This window comes from Niabella terrae, from assembly GCF_054783135.1.
On the sequence record NZ_BAAGRD010000008.1, the window covers coordinates 829,889 to 849,233 of the forward strand.

General features: G+C 46.6%; 11 protein-coding genes. 8 read left to right on the plus strand and 3 right to left on the minus strand.

The window, feature by feature from the left end:
* Positions 1 to 56 precede the first annotated feature (56 nt).
* The 4 genes from dnaE to ACYVI9_RS11740 all read left to right on the plus strand — a co-directional run bounded on the left by dnaE (position 57) and on the right by ACYVI9_RS11740 (position 5,922).
* On the plus strand, positions 57 to 3,734 hold the full coding sequence (gene dnaE, locus ACYVI9_RS11725; RefSeq protein ID WP_460764757.1) for a DNA polymerase III subunit alpha: 3,678 nt from the start codon (positions 57 to 59) through the stop codon (positions 3,732 to 3,734).
* A gap of 232 nt (positions 3,735 to 3,966) precedes the next feature.
* Positions 3,967 to 4,542 (plus strand): thioredoxin family protein, encoded by a 576-nt coding sequence (locus ACYVI9_RS11730; RefSeq protein WP_460764758.1) that lies wholly within the window; start codon positions 3,967 to 3,969, stop codon positions 4,540 to 4,542.
* Between the two features lie 109 nt (positions 4,543 to 4,651).
* Positions 4,652 to 5,335, plus strand: a complete 684-nt coding sequence (locus ACYVI9_RS11735; protein ID WP_460764759.1) for a TIGR02117 family protein — start codon at positions 4,652 to 4,654, stop codon at positions 5,333 to 5,335.
* Positions 5,336 to 5,388: 53 nt separating this feature from the next.
* Positions 5,389 to 5,922, plus strand: a complete 534-nt coding sequence (locus ACYVI9_RS11740) for a class IV adenylate cyclase (protein WP_460764760.1) — start codon at positions 5,389 to 5,391, stop codon at positions 5,920 to 5,922.
* A 101-nt stretch (positions 5,923 to 6,023) separates the two neighbouring features.
* Here the strand turns inward: ACYVI9_RS11740 and pdeM are convergent, their stop codons facing one another.
* The 3 genes from pdeM to ACYVI9_RS11755 all read right to left on the minus strand — a co-directional run bounded on the left by pdeM (position 6,024) and on the right by ACYVI9_RS11755 (position 9,781).
* Positions 6,024 to 6,662, minus strand: a complete 639-nt coding sequence (pdeM, locus tag ACYVI9_RS11745; RefSeq protein WP_460764761.1) for a ligase-associated DNA damage response endonuclease PdeM — start codon at positions 6,660 to 6,662, stop codon at positions 6,024 to 6,026.
* A 190-nt stretch (positions 6,663 to 6,852) separates the two neighbouring features.
* Positions 6,853 to 9,366, minus strand: coding sequence for a ligase-associated DNA damage response DEXH box helicase (locus ACYVI9_RS11750; protein ID WP_460764927.1), 2,514 nt, complete (start codon positions 9,364 to 9,366; stop codon positions 6,853 to 6,855).
* A 211-nt stretch (positions 9,367 to 9,577) separates the two neighbouring features.
* A complete protein-coding gene (locus ACYVI9_RS11755; protein ID WP_460764762.1) occupies positions 9,578 to 9,781 on the minus strand; it encodes a hypothetical protein in 204 nt (67 codons plus the stop codon).
* A 613-nt stretch (positions 9,782 to 10,394) separates the two neighbouring features.
* On the opposite strand from ACYVI9_RS11755, the gene ACYVI9_RS11760 reads away from it, so the two are divergent.
* The 4 genes from ACYVI9_RS11760 (at position 10,395) to ACYVI9_RS11775 (ending at position 19,344) form a co-directional block, all read left to right on the plus strand.
* Positions 10,395 to 15,443: a translocation/assembly module TamB domain-containing protein gene (locus ACYVI9_RS11760; protein WP_460764763.1), complete on the plus strand. Its 5,049-nt coding sequence runs from the start codon at positions 10,395 to 10,397 to the stop codon at positions 15,441 to 15,443.
* A gap of 58 nt (positions 15,444 to 15,501) precedes the next feature.
* On the plus strand, positions 15,502 to 17,787 hold the full coding sequence (gene tamL, locus ACYVI9_RS11765) for a translocation and assembly module lipoprotein TamL (RefSeq protein ID WP_460764764.1): 2,286 nt from the start codon (positions 15,502 to 15,504) through the stop codon (positions 17,785 to 17,787).
* A gap of 38 nt (positions 17,788 to 17,825) precedes the next feature.
* Positions 17,826 to 18,797 (plus strand): YihY/virulence factor BrkB family protein, encoded by a 972-nt coding sequence (locus ACYVI9_RS11770; RefSeq protein ID WP_460764765.1) that lies wholly within the window; start codon positions 17,826 to 17,828, stop codon positions 18,795 to 18,797.
* Positions 18,798 to 18,873: 76 nt separating this feature from the next.
* Positions 18,874 to 19,344 carry a hypothetical protein gene (locus ACYVI9_RS11775; protein ID WP_460764766.1) on the plus strand — a complete coding sequence of 157 codons (471 nt, stop codon included), beginning with the start codon at positions 18,874 to 18,876 and terminating at the stop codon, positions 19,342 to 19,344.
* Position 19,345: the final 1 nt, after the last annotated feature.

Genomic DNA, 19,345 nt, shown 5'->3' on the forward strand with positions numbered 1-19,345 from the left:
TAACGCGAAAGCAAAATTTTTGGCACATTGCAGCATATTAAATCGGAGCAGGTTTCATGAAATTTTCGCATTTACACGTCCATACCCAGTACTCTTTATTAGATGGTGCAGCACCGATCGGCAGCCTTTATAAAAAGGCGATTGCCGATGGTATGCCCGCACTGGCGATCAGTGACCATGGCAATATGTTCGGGGTGTTCCAGTTTGTGGCCGAGGCCTATAAACACCTGGATGAACAGGGTAAGCCCAAAGTAAAACCTGTAGTGGGTTGTGAGTTTTATTTGGTGGCGAGCCGGCACGAAAAAACCTTTACCAAAGAAAAAAAGGATAAACGCTATCACCAGATCCTGCTGGCCAAGAATGAAACCGGTTACCGGAACCTGACTAAACTCACTTCACTGGGTTTTATCGAGGGCCTGTACGGCAAGTATCCGCGGATCGACAAAGAACTGATTGTACAATATCATGAAGGGCTTATAGCCACGACCTGTTGTCTGGGGGCTTCCGTCCCTCAGGCTATCCTGAGAAACGGGGAGGCAGAAGCAGAAAAGGAGTTTAAATGGTGGCTGGATCTGTTCGGCGAAGACTTTTATGTGGAACTGCAACGCCATGACATTCCGGATCAGGATAAGGTCAATGAAGTATTATTGCGATTTGCCGCCAAATACCAGGTGCCGATCATTGCCAGTAATGACTCCCATTATGTGGAACAGGAAGATTTTAACGCCCATGATATCCTGCTCTGTATCAATACGGGTGAAAAACAGGCAACACCTGCATTCCGGGGTGATTTTTCCGATGAGGATGTCAATACCCGGGGCATGCGTTTTGCTTTTGCCAATGATCAGTTTTATTTTAAGACCACCGATGAAATGTCGCGGCTCTTTGCTGATATTCCACAGGCGATTGACAATACCAATGCCATCGTCGATAAAATCGAATTACTGGACCTCAAGCGCAGCATCCTTTTACCCAATTTTCCCATTCCTGATAATTTCAGGATCCATAAGACGGATGAGAAAACAGAAAAAGGTACGGTCACTGCAGATTCCCTTAATCAATGGGAATACCTCAAACACCTGACCTATGAAGGAGCGAGGGAGCGCTACGCGGATGCCTTCGAAGGCGAAGTGAAGGAACGGATCGATTTCGAGTTGTTTACCATTAAAACCATGGGTTTTGCCGGATACTTTCTGATCGTCAGCGATTTTATCAAAGCCGGTCGGGATACGGGTGTATTTATCGGACCCGGACGGGGATCTGCCGCCGGATCGGTGGTGGCTTATTGTATCGGTATTACCAATATTGACCCCATCAAATATAACCTCCTGTTTGAGCGTTTTCTGAACCCGGACCGGAAAAGCATGCCAGATATCGATACTGATTTTGATGATGAAGGAAGGCAGAAAGTGATTGATTATGTGGTGCGCAAATACGGTAAGAATCAGGTCGCCCAGATCATTACCTATGGCACCATGGCGGCCAAAATGAGCATCAAGGATGTGGCCCGGGTTATGGACCTTCCACTCGCCGACTCCAATGCCCTGGCTAAAATGGTACCGGAGAAACCGGGCATTTCCCTCAAAAGAGTTTTGCATGCACCCCTGCAGCAGGGTAAGGACGGCGCAAAATCCCTGGTTGAAAAGGAAGGCCTGAGTTCCGATGATCTGGAACAGGTAAAGAAAATCCGGGAAATTTATAAAGGCGAAGATCTTCAGAGCAAAGTGCTCCATGAAGCGGAAATCCTCGAGGGTTCAGTGCGCAATACAGGGATTCATGCGGCAGGTATTATCATCGCTCCTCGTGATCTGACCGACCTGCTGCCTGTCAGTACTGCCAAGGATTCCGATCTATGGGTTACCCAGATTGAAGGCAGCGTAATTGAAGAAGCCGGCGTTATCAAAATGGACTTCCTGGGGCTAAAGACCCTGACCATCATCAAGAATGCACTACAACTGATCAAACTTAATTACGGCATCGATATAGAAATTGACAATATTCCACTGGATGATGAAGCTACTTACCGGCTCTACCAGCGGGGGGAGACCAATGCTACCTTCCAGTTCGAAAGTGCGGGAATGCAGAAATACCTGCGGGAACTAAAGCCGGACCGCTTTGATGACTTGATTGCGATGAATGCCCTGTACCGGCCGGGCCCGATCGCTTATATCCCCAACTATGTGGACCGTAAACACGGCCGGGAGGAAGTCGTATTTGACCTGCCTGAAATGGAAGAATTCCTGCAGGATACTTATGGGATTACGGTATACCAGGAGCAGGTGATGCTGCTCAGTCAGAAACTCGCCGGGTTCAGCAAGGGAGATGCCGATGTGCTGCGTAAAGCCATGGGTAAAAAGCAGAAAGCGGTGCTGGACAAAATGAAGAAACAGTTTATTGACGGTGCTGTACACAAAGGGCATCCCGCCGATAAACTGGAAAAGATATGGACCGACTGGGAAGCTTTTGCCCAGTATGCGTTCAACAAATCACATTCTACCTGCTATGCATTTGTGGCCTATCAGACCGCCTATCTGAAAGCCCATTATCCCAGTGAGTACATGGCCGCCGTGCTGAACAATGCGGGTTCTCTGGAGAAAATTACTTTTTTCATGGAGGAATGTAAACGGATGGGCCTCGAAGTGCTTGGTCCGGATGTGAATGAATCACTGAAAGGGTTTGCGGTTAACAAGAAAGGCGAGATCCGTTTTGGTCTCGGCGGCCTCAAAGGCGTTGGGGAAGCGGCGGTAGAGAGTATTATTGAGGAAAGAAATAAGGACGGCGTTTTCGATTCCATATTCGACCTGGTCAAAAGGGTGAACCAAAGAACAGTGAACAAACGGACGATGGAAAGCCTGGCCTATGCCGGTGCCTTTGATTGTTTCACAGAACTGCACCGTGCGCAGTATTTTCATACACCAGCCGGGGAACAAATTAACGGGTTGGAGAAAATTATTAAGTTCGGCCAGGTCTGTCAGGCGGAGTCCCAGCAAAATACCCATACCTTATTCGGAGACCTGAGTGAAGCCATGGAAGTAGAACAGCCAAAAATTCCGGACTGTGCGCCCTGGCCCCTCGTGGTACAACTGGACAACGAAAAAGAAGTAACCGGAATATTTATCAGTGGCCACCCGCTGGATGATTACAAATTTGAAATGGAACATTACAGCATCGCCCGGATCGCTTATGTCAATGAATATAAACTCCAGGAACCGGAAAAAGTCAGTTCCAACGCCACATTCCGCATCATGGGCCTGGTCAGTGATGCGCAACACCGGATTTCCAAAACGGGCAATAAGTTCGGGAGTTTCGTTATTGAAGATTATAGCGGTAAACTGGAACTGATGTTGTTTTCTGAGGAATACCTGAGGCATTCAGCTATCCTTCAATTGGGTGCCACGGTTTTCATCAATGGCTATTTTAAAAAACGGTTTAACGGAGAATTTGATTTTAAAATCAGCAGCATCTGCCTGGCGGAAAGCGTCAAGAAAAACCTGACCCGTAAACTCCAGGTATTTCTCCCCGCTGCTGAGGTTAACGAAGATATGATTCAATTTGTGCGGCAGAACCTCAAAACCCATAAAGGCAATAGTACGATTCATTTCAATATATCGGATGCAGAGGCGAATATTAGCGCGGAACTGATGACCAATGGCAAGGGAGTAGAACTGAATACCGAATTAATCGACTACCTGCAGGAACGCCCCAACTGGCATCTGAAAGTGGAATGCAATTAGTGTGGCAGATCGGTGTAACCGATGCGCCATTCAGCTGGGTATTGACCAATCATTTGCTGACAGAAGCCGGCCTTTAATGAATATCCCGGATTTAGCAGGTATTTCATCCTGATTCTTTGTGAACTTCAGCATTAGCGCCATTCGAACTTTCGTTGGTTTAAATTGTTCTGACTGTACTTGAATTCGCCGAAGTAACGGCCTTATGTACATTCACAATGATAATATAGGAACCATGCAAAAGAATCTGGACTGGCAGTCTTACCTCGACTATACAAAGGAAATCATCAGCAGCACCAATCCTGCAGCTCCCTACGATAATCCCGACTACCTGCATTATACCCTGATGAACGAGAAACGGATGCAACGCTGGCTGAAAGCCAACCCCATCACCGATGAAACGGCCGCTATTATCCGGTCCATTTCAACAGCCCAGCACTGGCTCGTGATTACCGAACCCTGGTGCGGCGATGCGGCCCATATTGTGCCGATACTTTATCTCATGAGTACGCTGAATGAAAAAATAGACTTTCGGCTGCAATTACGCGACCAGGATTCTGAAATTGAGCAATACCTCACAAATGGCACGCGTTCGATACCCATGTTGATTGTCAGAAATGCCACAGGCCAGGATATATTCCATTGGGGCCCCCGGCCTAAAGAAGGACAGGAAATGTATCTGGCACTTGCAGCCCGTAAGGCAGATTTTGAAGAGGTAAAAACCGCCATCCAACATTACTATAATAAGGATAAATCCCTGAGTACCCAGCGGGAAGTGGCGGCCTTACTGCAATCATATCCTGGGATATAGTAAAGAACAAATATTTTCGCTGTAGCTTTAGCTCAAAATTGTATCAAAGGCCCGTTGGTCCGTTGCAGATTGAGGCGGAGACCGACTGTGAAAGCAAAACAATAGCGGAATGAAAAATTGGCTGAAAAAACTGGCGAAAGGACTGCTTTACCTGCTGGCGGCGCTGGCCCTTTATGTGGGCGCGGCTTTGCTGTTACCCCTGATACCCGTCAACCGGGACAAGGATTACCGTTCTGCCAATACCCTGACCATCTATATCACTACCAATGGCGTACATACCGATATTGTTGTTCCGGTGAAATCCCTCTGGATGGATTGGACGGAATACCTGCGTTATCAGGATACCGACCGGAAAGATACGAGCTATTCCTACGTAGGAATCGGCTGGGGCGATAAAGGATTTTACCTGCAAACGCTTACCTGGGCGGATCTCAAATTCTCCACCGCCTTTAAAGCCATGACGGGACTCAGCAGTTCGGCTATTCATGCCACTTTTTACAAGACAATGCAGGAGAACGATCATACCGTGGCGCTGCAGGTTAGTGCGGCAGATTATAAGGACCTGGTGAAATATATTCAGGGCAGCTTCGATTTAGATGACAACGGGCATTCGATTCATATTCCCAGTGTGGACGATGGGTATGGTGACATGGATGCCTTCTATGAGGCCCGGGGTTCTTATCATCTTTTTAGAACCTGTAATACCTGGGCCAACAGCGGACTTAAAGCCGGGCACCAGAAAGCCGCCTTTTGGACTTTGCTGAAAGGGGGTATTTTCAGGCATTATCGGTAGGGGGCTTTTATTAGCAGGCTCTTCACAATGAACATTTCTATAATTAACAGGCAATGAATATTAAGAATGTTGAGTTCAAGGCAAAAATTGATGAGATCGGGAAATACGAAAGAAAGCTACTTACGCTTCATCCCCTGTTTCAAGGGACGGACCATCAGATAGATACTTATTTTAATGCCCCAAACGGTAGATTAAAATTACGGGAAGGCAATATTGAGAACGCTTTAATTAACTATGACCGGGAGGATATGGCCGGATCAAAGGAATCTCAGGTGATACTATATAAGCATGAGCCGGATGCCGGGCTGAAAAATATTTTGATAAAACAGCTGGGTGTAAAAACAGTTGTAGACAAAACACGAAAAATATATTTTATTGACAATGTTAAATTTCACTTTGATCTGGTAGCTGGTTTGGGAACTTTTATGGAAGTTGAAGCTATAGACGAGGCGGGAACATTTACAATAGAAGCATTGGGGCTTCTGTGTGATCACTACTTTACTTTTTTTGAACTGAGACCAGAGAATTTAATTGACAAATCCTATAGCGATTTAATACTGGAACAGTTTGCCAGAAAGCAGTTTTAGCATCCTGACTGGCATTGCTGTTTGCTGCTTTGTTGATGGACCAAAGCGTGGTGCCGGATATACGGAAGACGCCGGGTAGGCTGCCGCTGTGAAAATTCATTTTAGAAAGCAGGTAAAACCTGGTCGTCAACAACGAGATAATAGCTGCAATTTTCCCGGATCCGATAACTGGTATACAGTCCCGTAAAACCGCTGAAAGCCGGCAGAATGATTCGCTGTTCGGATACAATAAAGCAGGGAAGCCGTAATTGCTGACGGGCGCGCCCTTCCAGCCGATACCCCGGATGTAAATGGCCACTCAGTTCAAATCCTGCTGGTTGTTCGGAGGGTTCATGCACGATGTTAAAAGGCAGTTCTTCGTAAACCGTATCGGTTACCCGAATGCCTAATTGCTGATAATCGATGTCAAGTAATTTATCATGGTTGCCAGGAACCAGGAGCCAGGGGATATCGCTGTAGGGCTGTCGCCATTTATTAAAAATAGCGATGTCACTGTTGTAATCATGGTGAAACATATCACCGGCCACGATGATTGTTTCCGGCTGAAATTCATTGATCAGCGCTGAGAGGCGTTGCAGGTCCTGTTGCATCACCGAGGAAGGAATCGGAATACCGCTGGCCCGGAAATAACCTGTTTTCCCGAGGTGCAGGTCCGCGAGTAGCAGGAGTCGGCGTCGGGGCCAGTAAAGTGCTCTGGAAGGTGAAAGAATTAATGTTTCCTGATTACAGATTATTTCCATTTGTCCGTTTGATAAATTTGTCGGCTGACAAAAATACAAATCCATTCTATCAATCTTACCATGGTAAAGCCGGCATCAAATATTGGACGCAGGTCTGCTTTTAACGTACGGGTATGGTTACCTACTTCATACATAAATATTTTTCTGTTCTTCAACAATTTATCAAGGGACGGGTTCGGGTATCCATAAATTACTGACCCAGTTTCCTCAGGGTTTCCTGCTGCATTTTACGGACCTGGGTATCAAGGGCTTCGCTGCTCAGGTCTTGACGGAGGCTGTCTACTTTGATCGGAAAACTGAGCGGTGTCAGGGCATCGGCATGCACCAGAATGATTTTACTTTCCTGGATCCGCTGGAGTGCAGCTGCCAGCCGGGGTTCCTCCAGCTGCTGATAAAATACTTCTTCATAAGCCTGTCGCAATAATAGATTCTGGGGATCATGCTGCTCCAGAATTCTAAAAATCAAGCCCGAAGAACTTTGCAGGTTTTTGTCGGTCTTGAATTTGCCGGAGACATTTTTCATCACCAGCCCTGCGATGACAGCAATATCCCGGAATTTGCGGCCAGCCATTTCTGCAGCATTGATGCTGCGGGTAATATCTGCAGTAAGATCCTTCGTTGAAAAAAGGCTTTTAAAATTTATTTTTTCCATGGGCAGGGCCTGGTCAGTGAGCAACTCAAAGCCATAATCATTCATCGCAATGGAAAAGCTGATGGGCTGCAGCCTGCTGATCCGGTAGGCGATCAGTGCGCTCATGACTTCATGAACCAGGCGCCCTTCAAAAGGATACATAAACAAATGATGCCCGTCGTCTGTTTCGATATGTTCAATCAGGAATTCATCACTGCGCGGGATATGTGAGTTTTGTTGTTGCTGGATAAACAGCGGACGTAGTTTTTCGAGCTCGGGATCCTGGTTGTCCGGTGACAGCGCTTCGTTGTATTTATGCCGTAAAAAGGCACTCAGGTTAGAACTAAGCGGTAGCCGTCCTCCCAACCAGCTGGGCGTGACGGCTCTTTTGGCATTGGATTTTTTGACCAGTACGGTCATGTCCCTGATCATTATAAATTCAAGGACTTTTCCCGCCAATCCGAATTTATCACCCGGATTCAGTTTAGATACGAAATATTCTTCGACCATCCCGATATAGCCTCCGCCTAAGAATTTTACTTTCAGCATCGGGTCACTGACGATGACGCCCAGATTCATCCGGTGCATCATAGCGATCCGCCTGTTGCGCACATGGTAGATGCCGTCTTCTGGAATGACTTTCTGAAAGGCCTCATAGGCCGTTAGAATTTCGCCGCCCTGGGTGATGAACTTTAGCGCCCATTGCCATTCTGATTCCAGCAGGTATTGAAAGGCATGTGTCTGACGGACTTGCCTGTAGACGGCGTCGGGCTCAAAGCCTTCACCTACCGCCAGAGTAACCAGGTATTGTACCAAAACGTCAAAAGTCTGAACCAGGGGCGTTCGAGGTTCGATGACGCCTTTCGCAGCTGCATCTTTAAGCGCAGCTGCTTCTATCAGCTCCAGGGAATTGGTGGGAAGGAAATAGATCCGGGATGTTTCGAAAGGGGAATGGCCACTGCGTCCCGCCCGTTGCAGAAAGCGGGCCACGCCTTTCGGCGAACCAATCTGGATGACGGTATCCACGGGTTTAAAATCCACGCCTAGATCCAAGGATGAAGTACAGATTACGGCTTTCAACTGGGCAGCATGCAGCTGGTCTTCGATCCAGTTTCGCAATTCAGAATCGATCGACCCATGATGGATCGCGAGTTGCCCCGCCAGTTCAGGAGCCACCGTCAGTAATACCTGGTACCAGAGTTCGCTTTGACCTCGGGTATTAGTGAAAATCAGGGTCGTACGGCTGTTTTCGATTATGGGAATCAGCGCTGTGGCCATTTTAGTGCCCAGATGACCTGCCCAGGGAAGTATTTCCACCGAATCCGGTAAAAGGGTTATGATTTCCGTCTTTTTTTGCTCGGCACTGTAGACCGTTGTTTTCCGCAGGCCTTTATAGGGGATAAGTACGTTCAGTGCTTCCTCAACATTGCCAATGGTGGCGCTGATGCCCCAGATCCGAAGCGATTTATTGAGTGCCAGAAGCCGGGAAACGGCCAATTCCGTGAGTATGCCCCGTTTGGTCCCCATCAATTCATGCCATTCGTCGACAGCAACTGCTTTAAGGTCCTGGAAATAGGCCGCATTATGACGCTGCGCAAAAAGCAAGTGCAGACTTTCTGGTGTGATAATCAGCACTTCAGGCATTTTTTTAGTCTGCTGACGTCTTGCTGCTACCGGGGTATCTCCATTACGAACCCCAACCTGCCAGTCCAGTCCTATTTCTTCGATGGCTTCAGTCATGGCCCTGCCCAGGTCTTTGGCCAGGGACCGCAGGGGCGTAATCCAGAGTAGTTTTAGGCCATTGCCATAGTCTTCTGGATGGTTCAGGAAATCCATAATAACCGCCAGAAACACCGAAAATGTCTTTCCAAACCCAGTTGGGGCGATGACCATACCGGAATACCCTTTATCAAAATAATGCCAGCAGGATTCCTGAAAGGCAAAAGCCTGCCGGCCCTTCGCCCGGAACCATTCATTGAGAATAGCATAACCGGCAGAATTCCGGATCTGCGTAAAATCTTTGCTTGTAGCTACTTTTTTGATAGGACAATTTTTCCCTGCTAAGTTAGCCAGAACACGAAGACGGACAAAAACAGGTATGGCGCGACTGCAAGGGAAACGCAGATCTAAGGGAGGCGATAAGTGGATTATTGGGAAATAATGGAATAGGAATTAAATCGTCAATGTTGCTACAGCGCAATTGGTTGTACCGGGTAGGGTATAGCGATACCTGCCTGACATTGTTGGACAGACATGGGGTAGCGATAAGGCAGGTGCACTCTCATCAGGCTTCGGCAATCCTTTTATTGGTAATAATGCAAAAAACCTGGCCGTTTATGATTTCTTCGTGCCATTCCCACTCTTCCAGGTTAATGGGTTGAGGTGTATCAGATACATATCCGATGGCGTCACTGGTAAATCTAACCGAGTAGTCTGAAGGGCTGTCGTTCAGGAGCTGCTGTAAAATGCTGTTAACAGGTTCTTTCATTTTTTAAAGTTTTAATTCAGATCCGTCAAAATAAAGAGCCATTTTCTCAGCAGCCATCTTGTGGTGTCAGGTATATGTATAACGCCGAACTGCCGGCTTTGTTGTGATTTCAGCCGAAATGTGGAATAGTTTCCATTTACTTCTGAAATTTTTCTCACGACGGATACTTAAAAGCGGATTTTTTTGTTCGAATAAGGTAAATATTTGTTAAGGGATTTCTCCAGTACCTGAGATTTATTGCGGCAAATCGCAACCGTAAAGGGGACCTGTCTGCCGTCGGGAACAGATAGGGCCGCGCTCATGCGTCCAGCTGGCCGTGAACAGTTACCCATACGATTCTGTAAAAAAAGGCTGTAAACACCAGATCTGGCAATCATGGTCTGTTTTTTGGACGAATTGGTATAAAAAGTAACCCGAGTGCTAAAAATAAGTGGCTTAAGGGCTTAGGATCGGAAACTTTGTTTTAAATTAAGTCCCGGGTTTGATACTTTTGCCGTAGAAAGTCCGTTGTTTTTGCAAAGGCCCTTTATATCCGGACCCGGGTAACCCGGAGTCAGGAGTGGCCGATAGATGACGAGGAGCAGTACCATTGGACCAGTAAAAATTTATTTTTTTGAGCAGGCTATTAAGAAGGCTATTAAAAACATTATTATGGGTTATAGCAGGCATCGTTATGTTAGTGATCCTGCTGGCGGTATCCCTGAATATACCTGCCGTCCAGAACCTGGTGAAAAACAAGGTAGTCAGCTACCTGAAAGTAAAGACCGGTACTGAAATCAGACTTGAAAAGGTACGGATACATTTTCCTACAGGGCTTCGACTCGATAAGTTTTATATCGCCGATCAAAAACAGGATACTTTATTATATGCGGGTACCCTGGCAGTACAACTGAACATGTGGGGACTGCTTAAAAACCGAATCGCTGTCAGTGAAATCCGTTTGCAGCAGGTTTACGGGAATGTACACCGACTGCACCCTGATACCATTTTTAATTATCAGTTCCTGGTGGATTCATTTGTATCAGAAGAACAGGAACCCGAACCCGTTTCTCCCGATAGTACCGCCACCCTCAAATTGGAGCTGGACAAAATTCTCCTGGACGATATTCGGCTGCAGTTCAAAGATGATGTAGTTGGAAATGATGCCGGCGTTTTTTTCAAGACCCTGCATGCACGGGTTGAGAAAGTGGATCTGGACAGAATGCACTATGTGTTGGACCAGCTGGAACTAGGCGATAGTCGCCTGCATTACTACCAGACCAAACCGCTTACGGTTCTGCAGCAGACGGCGGACGCTGCTATTGATGCCACGGAAGCAGCATCAGGTGGCAACCTCCCATTGATTGAAGTAAAAAACCTGAACTTTCATGACGTTGATATTCGCTATGATGATCGCCTGAGTGATACCAGGGCTTTGGCTTATTTAAAGAAATTTCTGTTTCGGGATCTGGTAATAGACCTGACCCAAGGCAGCTACCGGACAGCAGAAGGGGAACTGAGTAATTCCGTCATTGACTTTGCTTACCGGCCGACCCCTGCTAATGAGGCGGCCTTGGAAAGCGCCGCGGACAGTGTGGCCGACAGCCCCTTCAGCCTTTATTTAGACAAAATCTTATTGGCGAATAATCAAATCCGTTATAATGACCTGTCTGCACCCAAAAGCCAGGGGTTGGATTTCAGCCACCTCAATATTAGCGGTTTGGGAATCAGCGGAACAGATATCGCGATCGATAGTGCAGGAATCCGCGCAGCAGTAGCCGGCGGTAAGTTGCGCGATACCAGTGGGTTTGTATTAAATGAACTTCGTGGGAAATTTGTATACGATGACCGCCAGTTGCAGGTGGAGGATCTTCTGCTCAAAACCCCCAATACCCAGATTGACAATAACAGCCTGCTGACGTATAGATCGCCGGAAGATTTTTCGAAACATCCCGAAAATGTAACGATAGATGTACGCTTCCGCAATTCCGTTTTGGGGCTGGCCGATGCCTGGTATTTTATGCCTGCTCTTCCCGCGGCTTATCGCCACCAACGCCTGCGCCTTGAAGCATTCCTGCGTGGCAGGATGAGTGACCTGAATATTGATAAATTAAGGCTTCAGGGGCTGCAGCAGACCGATATTGATATATCAGGCAATATTCGTGGATTGCCGGAAATAGACCATACGTTCTTTGATCTCAAAATTGCCCGACTGAATACTTCCAAATCTGATATCCTCGCGCTGGTACCGGCGGGCAGTCTGCCCGGGAGTATAGAATTGCCGGGCTATCTGGCGGCAAACGGTCAGTTCAGAGGAACGATGCACAAGTTTAATACCCGGCTGAATCTTCGCAGTGATATGGGGTCTGCCCGTATTAATGCGGCCATGGCAGGTTCAGAACGAATGCCCAGTTATACGGCGGACCTGGATCTGGATCAGTTCGATCTGGGTAGACTTTTGAAAAGGGATGATCTGGGTAAAATGAGTCTGCGACTGGACCTCAACGGCAGGGGCACTTCGGCTGAAACCGCCCAGGTAGCCCTGAAAGGTCAGATAAAACAGGCGGACTATAATCAATATCGTTATAACAATATTCTGCTGGACGGCCGTTATGGCGGGCAGCAACTGGAACTGAACGTCAATAGTGCGGACAGCAATGCGCATTTTACCCTAGCCAGTACCGTGAATATGAAAGGAAAGTATCCTTCGGCCCAGGGACAGATGGACCTGAAGAATATCGATCTTCAGAAATTACATTTCTCGGATTCCGAACTGAAGCTGGCCGGCCGGGTCGACCTGGATTTCCCAACCCTGGATCCGGATTATCTGAACGGACGTGCCATGGTGACCAGCATTCAGGTGGTGACTGATGGGCGAACCATTAACCTGGACACCATCTCGGTGGATGCCTTAGCTACTGCGGAACATAATTCCCTCCAGTTGCGATCCGAAATTTTGGATGCTGATCTCAGCGGGAAATACCAGTTGACACAGATCGGGCAGGCCTTTATTAATCAGGTGGCACGCTACTACGCGTTTGCACCCATTAAGAAGACGGATCCCCAGAGGGTGCAGTTCAGCATGAACATCCCCGATTCCAAACTGCTGCATGAACTGGTACCTTCATTAAGTGGGTTCGCTAGTTCCAGCCTGAGTGGTATCATCAATACCGAAACTGACAGCCTGGTGTTGGCTGCCAGTTTCCCTTATATTGCTTATGACAGTTTTAATGTACGCAATACCACATTGAATGTGGAGAATTTGAGCGACACTTCAAAATTGGCGTACGGATTGCTGATTAAGAGCATCGAAAGTCCTTCCATTAATTTATACAATGCAGCCATTAGCGGTACTGCGGCTGACAGTCTTCTGGATGTAAATATTTATCTCAGAGACAGCAAAGATCAGGATAAATATAGGATCGGCGGCGTTTTCAAAGCGGCTAATCAGACCTATCAGTTCCGCTTGGATCCGAATAAATTGCTATTGAATTATGATCCCTGGCAGGTAGCTGCCGATAACCTGATACAATATGGTGAAGCGGGTGTATATGTACGAAATTTCGAAATCAGCAATCAGGGCCAGTCACTGTCCATAAACAGTACCCGGCAGGAGACCAACGCACCCCTGAAAGTCGAGTTTAAGGATTTCCTGCTGGAGACCCTGACGCGGTATGCAGAACAGGACACGTCGATCGTGGGGGGCCGGCTGAATGGAACCGTGGATGTTAGCGATATTGCCACCACCCCGAAAATTGAAGCAGATCTGATAGTGGATCGGCTGCGTTATCAGAAAGACCAGTTGGGCGATGTGCATATTCTGGCGGACAACCTGACTCCGGATGCTTATAAGATAGATCTCAGCCTGACAGGCGTACACGACGTACATGCGCAGGGTTTCTATTATACCAAAGATGCCGGCGTTCTGGATATGCAGCTGGACATTAACCGCTTTGATCTGAAATATATTGAGAGTCTGAGCGCCGGACAGATTCGCGACGGCTCAGGATTACTTACTGGCCAGCTGAGCGCGAAAGGTCCATTAACAGCGCCCAAAGTACTGGGTAATTTAAGATTTAAAGAAGCAGCGCTGAATGTCGCTCAACTAAATTCCAAATTCAGATTCAAAGACGAGAACATTTCTTTTCTGGACAACGGAATCCGGTTTAATAATTTTACGATACTGGACTCGGCCGGCCAGAGTTTTACGATGAACGGTATGGTTAAAACCACCGACTATCAGAATTTCGGATTCGACCTGAAATTGCGCGCCAATAACTTTATGGCGCTAAATTCTACCCAGGAGGACAACGAACTTTTTTATGGTAAGGTATTTCTTACTGTCAATGCCAATATCGGAGGAGACATGAACAAGCCGGATGTTACCGGTTCTGTAAGAGTTAATAAAGATACCCGCTTCTTTTTTGCAATACCAGACAGCGATCCTGGTATCGTAAATCAGGAAGGTATCGTGGAATTTGTAGATATGGATGCCCCACCGGAAAATGGAAGGGAGCCGCTGGACGTCGACAGCCTGACACGTTCTCCCTTGAAAGGAATTAATGCGTCGATGGATCTGTTGACGGAAAAGGAAGCGGAAATAACGATCGTCGTCGATCCGACCAATGGGGATGCCTTATTGGTTAAAGGTGAAGCAGAGCTTAATGTCACCATGGATCCCAGTGGCAAACTATCTATGACCGGCCGCTACCTGATTTCCGATGGTAATTATAACCTTTCGATTGGCGGACTGGCCAAACGTAAGTTTATATTACAACAGGGAAGTGTTATTACCTGGACGGGAGCACCCACAGAGGCCAATATTGATATTACGGCGGTATATACGGTCAACACTTCGCCTATAGATCTGGTCGCCAATGAAATTCAGAGTGAGGACGCCAGCACCCGAAATACCTATAAGCAGAAGCTGCCCTTTACCGTTTATTTGAAAATGACCAACCAATTGCTCAAACCCAATATTGCTTTCGAAATTTCGATGCCGGAGAACGAGAAAAATGCCTTTAATGGTATTGTATATGCACGTCTGCAGCAGGTAAACAGTAATCCCAGCGAGCTCAACAAGCAGGTTTTTGCCTTATTGGCACTGAATCGTTTTATTTCAGAGAATCCTTTTGAGAGTCTTTCGGGAGGAGTTTCCCCTGAGATGCTCGCTCGTCAAAGCGTCAGCCGGCTGCTGACCCAGCAATTAAATAATCTGGCTGCTGATCTGATTAAAGGCGTAGATATTTCTTTTGACCTGGAATCCCAGGATGACTATAGCAGCGGAAGTGCCCAGACCCGTACGGATCTGAATGTAGCTTTATCAAAACGGTTTCTCAATGACCGGTTGACAGTTACAGTAGGGAATAATTTTGCACTGGAAGGTGCTGGGAAAAAGACCAATTCCAATGGCGTCAATCTGGCGGGGAATGTAAATATCGAATATGCACTTTCCCGAGATGGAAGATACAGGTTGCGGGCTTATCGCCGTAACCAGTCAGATTTGATCATTGAAGGGCAGATTATTGAAACCGGCCTGGGTTTTGCGATGGTAGTTGATTATAATGAATTTCGTGAGATTTTCAGAAGCCTTAAAAGTCGCGAGAAATTAAGGAAAGAATGGGAGGAACGAAGAAAAGCCCGTGAGGCAGCCGATAGTACAAACGCCGGAAGCAGACCTTAAAACTGCGGTGTACAGGTAATGCCTTTCGCGGCAGACGGGTTGAAGGACAAAAAATAAAATGCGTTATAACAGGAACATATACTTTATTCTAATAGGAGCGCTTTTCTTCGCTTCCTGCACCGGTACCAAACACCTGAAAGAAGGACAGGTGCTGTATAATGGCGCCGAAGTGCATATCAATCCCGATAGTGCCAGGAAAGTGCCTGATGAAAAATCGCTGACATCCACACTGGAAGACCTGACCAGACCGGAACCCAATAAGAAGATATTGGGAATACGCTATAAATTGTTTTTTTATAATCTGGCAGGGGAACCCAAAAAGAAAAAAGGACTGCGGTATTGGATGCGCAATAAACTTGGTGAACCTCCCGTATTGATGAGCGATGTCCGGCTACAGAATAATATTAATGTACTGCAGAGCTACCTGATCGGACAAGGCTATTTACAGGCCGGTGTAACCGGCGAACCGGAGCTCAAGGATAAGACGGGTAAAGTTATTTATAAGGCCATTACCAGTGATCGTTATACTTTGAATGATATTCAGTTTCCTGCGGAACCTACGGCACTGGACAATCTCATCCGAAGATCAGCTGACAAAAGCCTGCTGAAAAAAGGTGATTATTACGATATCGACCGGTTTACCGCCGAACGGGAACGGATTGATAATGAATTGAAGGAAAAGGGATATTTTTTCTTTAATCCTGATTTTATATTGATGCAGGTGGACAGTACGATAGGAAATAATCAGGTGAACGTTTATGTCAAGATCAAGGAGCTGACGCCTACTGAAGGACTGAAACCCTATCGAATCAATAACATCAATATTTTTCCGAATTATAATATCCGTCGGGATTCCTCTATCCGCAAATCGAAACCCTATCAGTACAAGGGCTTCAATATTTATGACCCGCGCCAGACCTATAAGCCCCGGCTTTTTGAACGGTTGATATTTTTTCAACCCGACGAATTATACAATCGCAAGGATCACAGTCTCAGTCTGAACCGTCTGGTCAATATCGGAACTTTCCGGTTTGTTAAAGCGGAGTTCCGACCCCTGGATACCCTGGCCAGCGATCTGCTGGATGCTAATTTCTATCTTACGCCCCAGAAGAAGAAGTCCCTGACTTTTCAGGTCACCGGTACCAGCAAGTCTAATAATTTTGTGGGATCAGAAGTGAAATTGACGCATACCAACCGGAACCTGTTCCGGGGAGCGGAGCAATTGATAACCAGCCTGGCGGGTGGTTTTGAAACACAAGTCAGTGGCGCCAGGACGAATTCCTATTCTTTAACGGCCAGTGGCCGGCTGGTATTTCCAAGGATCGTGGCTCCCTTTACTATTAAAAGTGCCAGCAATTATGTACCCAAGACCCATATCGCTTTAAGTGGTCAGTTTCTGAACCGGGCCCTATATTTCAGTATGCTGTCAGGCAATCTGGAATATGGTTACAGTTGGAAGGGAAATCCTTATGCGGATCATAATTTTAATCCTTTTTCCGTTACTTACGTGCGGACACTAAAAACTACAGATAGTCTGGAAAACCTCCTGGAAAGGGTCCCCAGTCTCCGCGGTAATTATGAGAATCAGTTTATTTTCAGCACCAATTATAATTTTACCTATACCAATCAATTTGAAACAGAACGCCGCAATAATATATTTTTCTATGGTTCCGCTGAAACCGCAGGTAATCTGGTCAATGCTTTTTTGAAAAAGGGGCCTGATGGCAATAAAACATTACTGAATACCACAGTAAACCAGTTTATTCGTCTGGAAGCAGATTTCAGGGATTTTTATAAACTAACCCCTTCTTCGGTACTGGCAGGGCGGGCTAATATCGGCTTTGGTATGCCCTATGGTAATAGTTCGGTGTTACCCTATGTACGCCAGTTTTTTGCCGGAGGAAGTAATGATATACGCGCCTTTCGGGCAAGATCGCTCGGGCCGGGGAACTATCATTATCCGGATTCCAGCGGTTATTTTGCCGATCAGGGCGGAGACATCAAAATGATGTTGAACGCAGAACTGCGGACCAGGCTCTTCAGCGTGATTCATGGCGCATTGTTTATAGATGCCGGGAATGTGTGGACATCTAAAGCAGACAGTTCTCGTCCGGGCAGTAAGTTCCGTCTGGGCAGCGCATTGGACCAGTTTGCAGTAGGTGGGGGGATCGGACTCCGGGTGGACGCCAGTATTTTTGTTATTCGATTTGACCTGGCAACACCCTTCAGAAAGCCCTGGTTGCCAAAGGGAGAAAAATGGGTGCTGAATCAGTTTGATTTTGGCAATCCCGACTGGCGTAAACAGAACCTGATCCTCAATATTGGTATTGGATATCCTTTTTAAATTTCGGGTGCTACCGCCTGTATAAAATAATTTGTCTTATGAACCGTGTTTATGACAGACTACCGAAGTGGCTCCGTAATTTTTTTGATCTCATCCTTACAGCAGGAAAGGGCTTTTCTGAAGACAAAGTGCCCAAATTAAGCTCATCGCTGGCTTACTATACTATTTTTTCTATGGCTCCAATTCTGACCATTGTGATCTCTGCTGCCAGCCTGATATATCGTAAGGAATTGGTTCAGGATGAGCTCTATGAAAAGTTGTCCCAGTTTATGAGCCCACAGATTGTTACCCAGATCAAGCAGGTCGTCACAGAGGCCAGTTTAAGTGGTAAGACGACGTTTGCATTGGTGGTGGGTCTGGTCTCCCTGGTTGTGGGTGCTACGGTCGTCTTTCTTGATATCCAGGACAGCCTGAACACCATCTGGAAAGTGAAAGCCAAGCCACGTAAAGGCATTATGGGGATCCTGGGTAAAAGACTGAAATCATTTTCCCTGATCATTTCGCTGGGTTTCTTGCTGATGGTGACCCTGGTACTGAACAGTATTCTGGGCAGCATTCAGACTCGATTTCAGGATCTGGTCCCCATTCAGTCGGGCTGGCTGTTTTTTGTACTGAACAATTTGCTTACCCTCGCCATTATCACTTTTTTATTTGCAGTGATTTTTAAGGTGCTGCCAGACGTGATTATTAAATGGAAGCCCGCATTTGTCGGGGCAGCTTTTACCACCTTATTATTTGCGATTGGCAAGGTGCTGATTGATCTGTATATCACAAAATCTAATCCCGGTGCCATTTTTGGTGCAGCAGGTACACTGATTCTCATATTGTTATGGATCTATTATACCGCTTTTATCCTGTATTTCGGCGCGGAATTTACCCAGGTCTATGCCGAGCGGTACAGCGAACGAATCCGACCCAATAAATACGCTGTTTATTTGCGGGTCGTTGCTGAGGAAAAAGATGTGGCTGAACTGCCGCCCCAACACGTCAGTGACGCCCCGGGTCATTGAGACCCCGGAATTTTGAAAAGAGAAGTGGTTATCGCTGATTTTTTTTACTATCTTTAAAAAGAATTAATCCATATCTATGCGTTTGGTCTCTACCCTAAGAATATTAAAGGCCTGGTTGCTGGTGGGCACGCTGGATATAATAGCCGCCATGGCTCATTTTTTCATTAGTACAGGAAAAAGTCCGGGAATCATTTTTCAATATATTGCCAGTGCCGTCCTGGGCCCCTCAGCTTTCGAAGGAGGCAAAAATGCCATTTTATTAGGGCTCTGTCTCCATTTCCTGGTGGCATTGGTTTTTACCTGTATTTTCTTTGCGCTGGTAAAGATTTTTCCGGTAGTGTTACAGCATAAGTTCCTAACCGCACTTTTCTATGGCATCGGTATGTGGGCCGTTATGCGATTTATGGTTTTACCGCTGACACAAATCAGTCTGAAAACCATTCAGGCAGGCGATGCTGCGATCAGTATCGGCATTCTGTTTTTTTGTATTGGTCTGCCTTTGTCTTATATAGCGGGGCCACCCCAATCCAGCTCAAACTTATCATAAG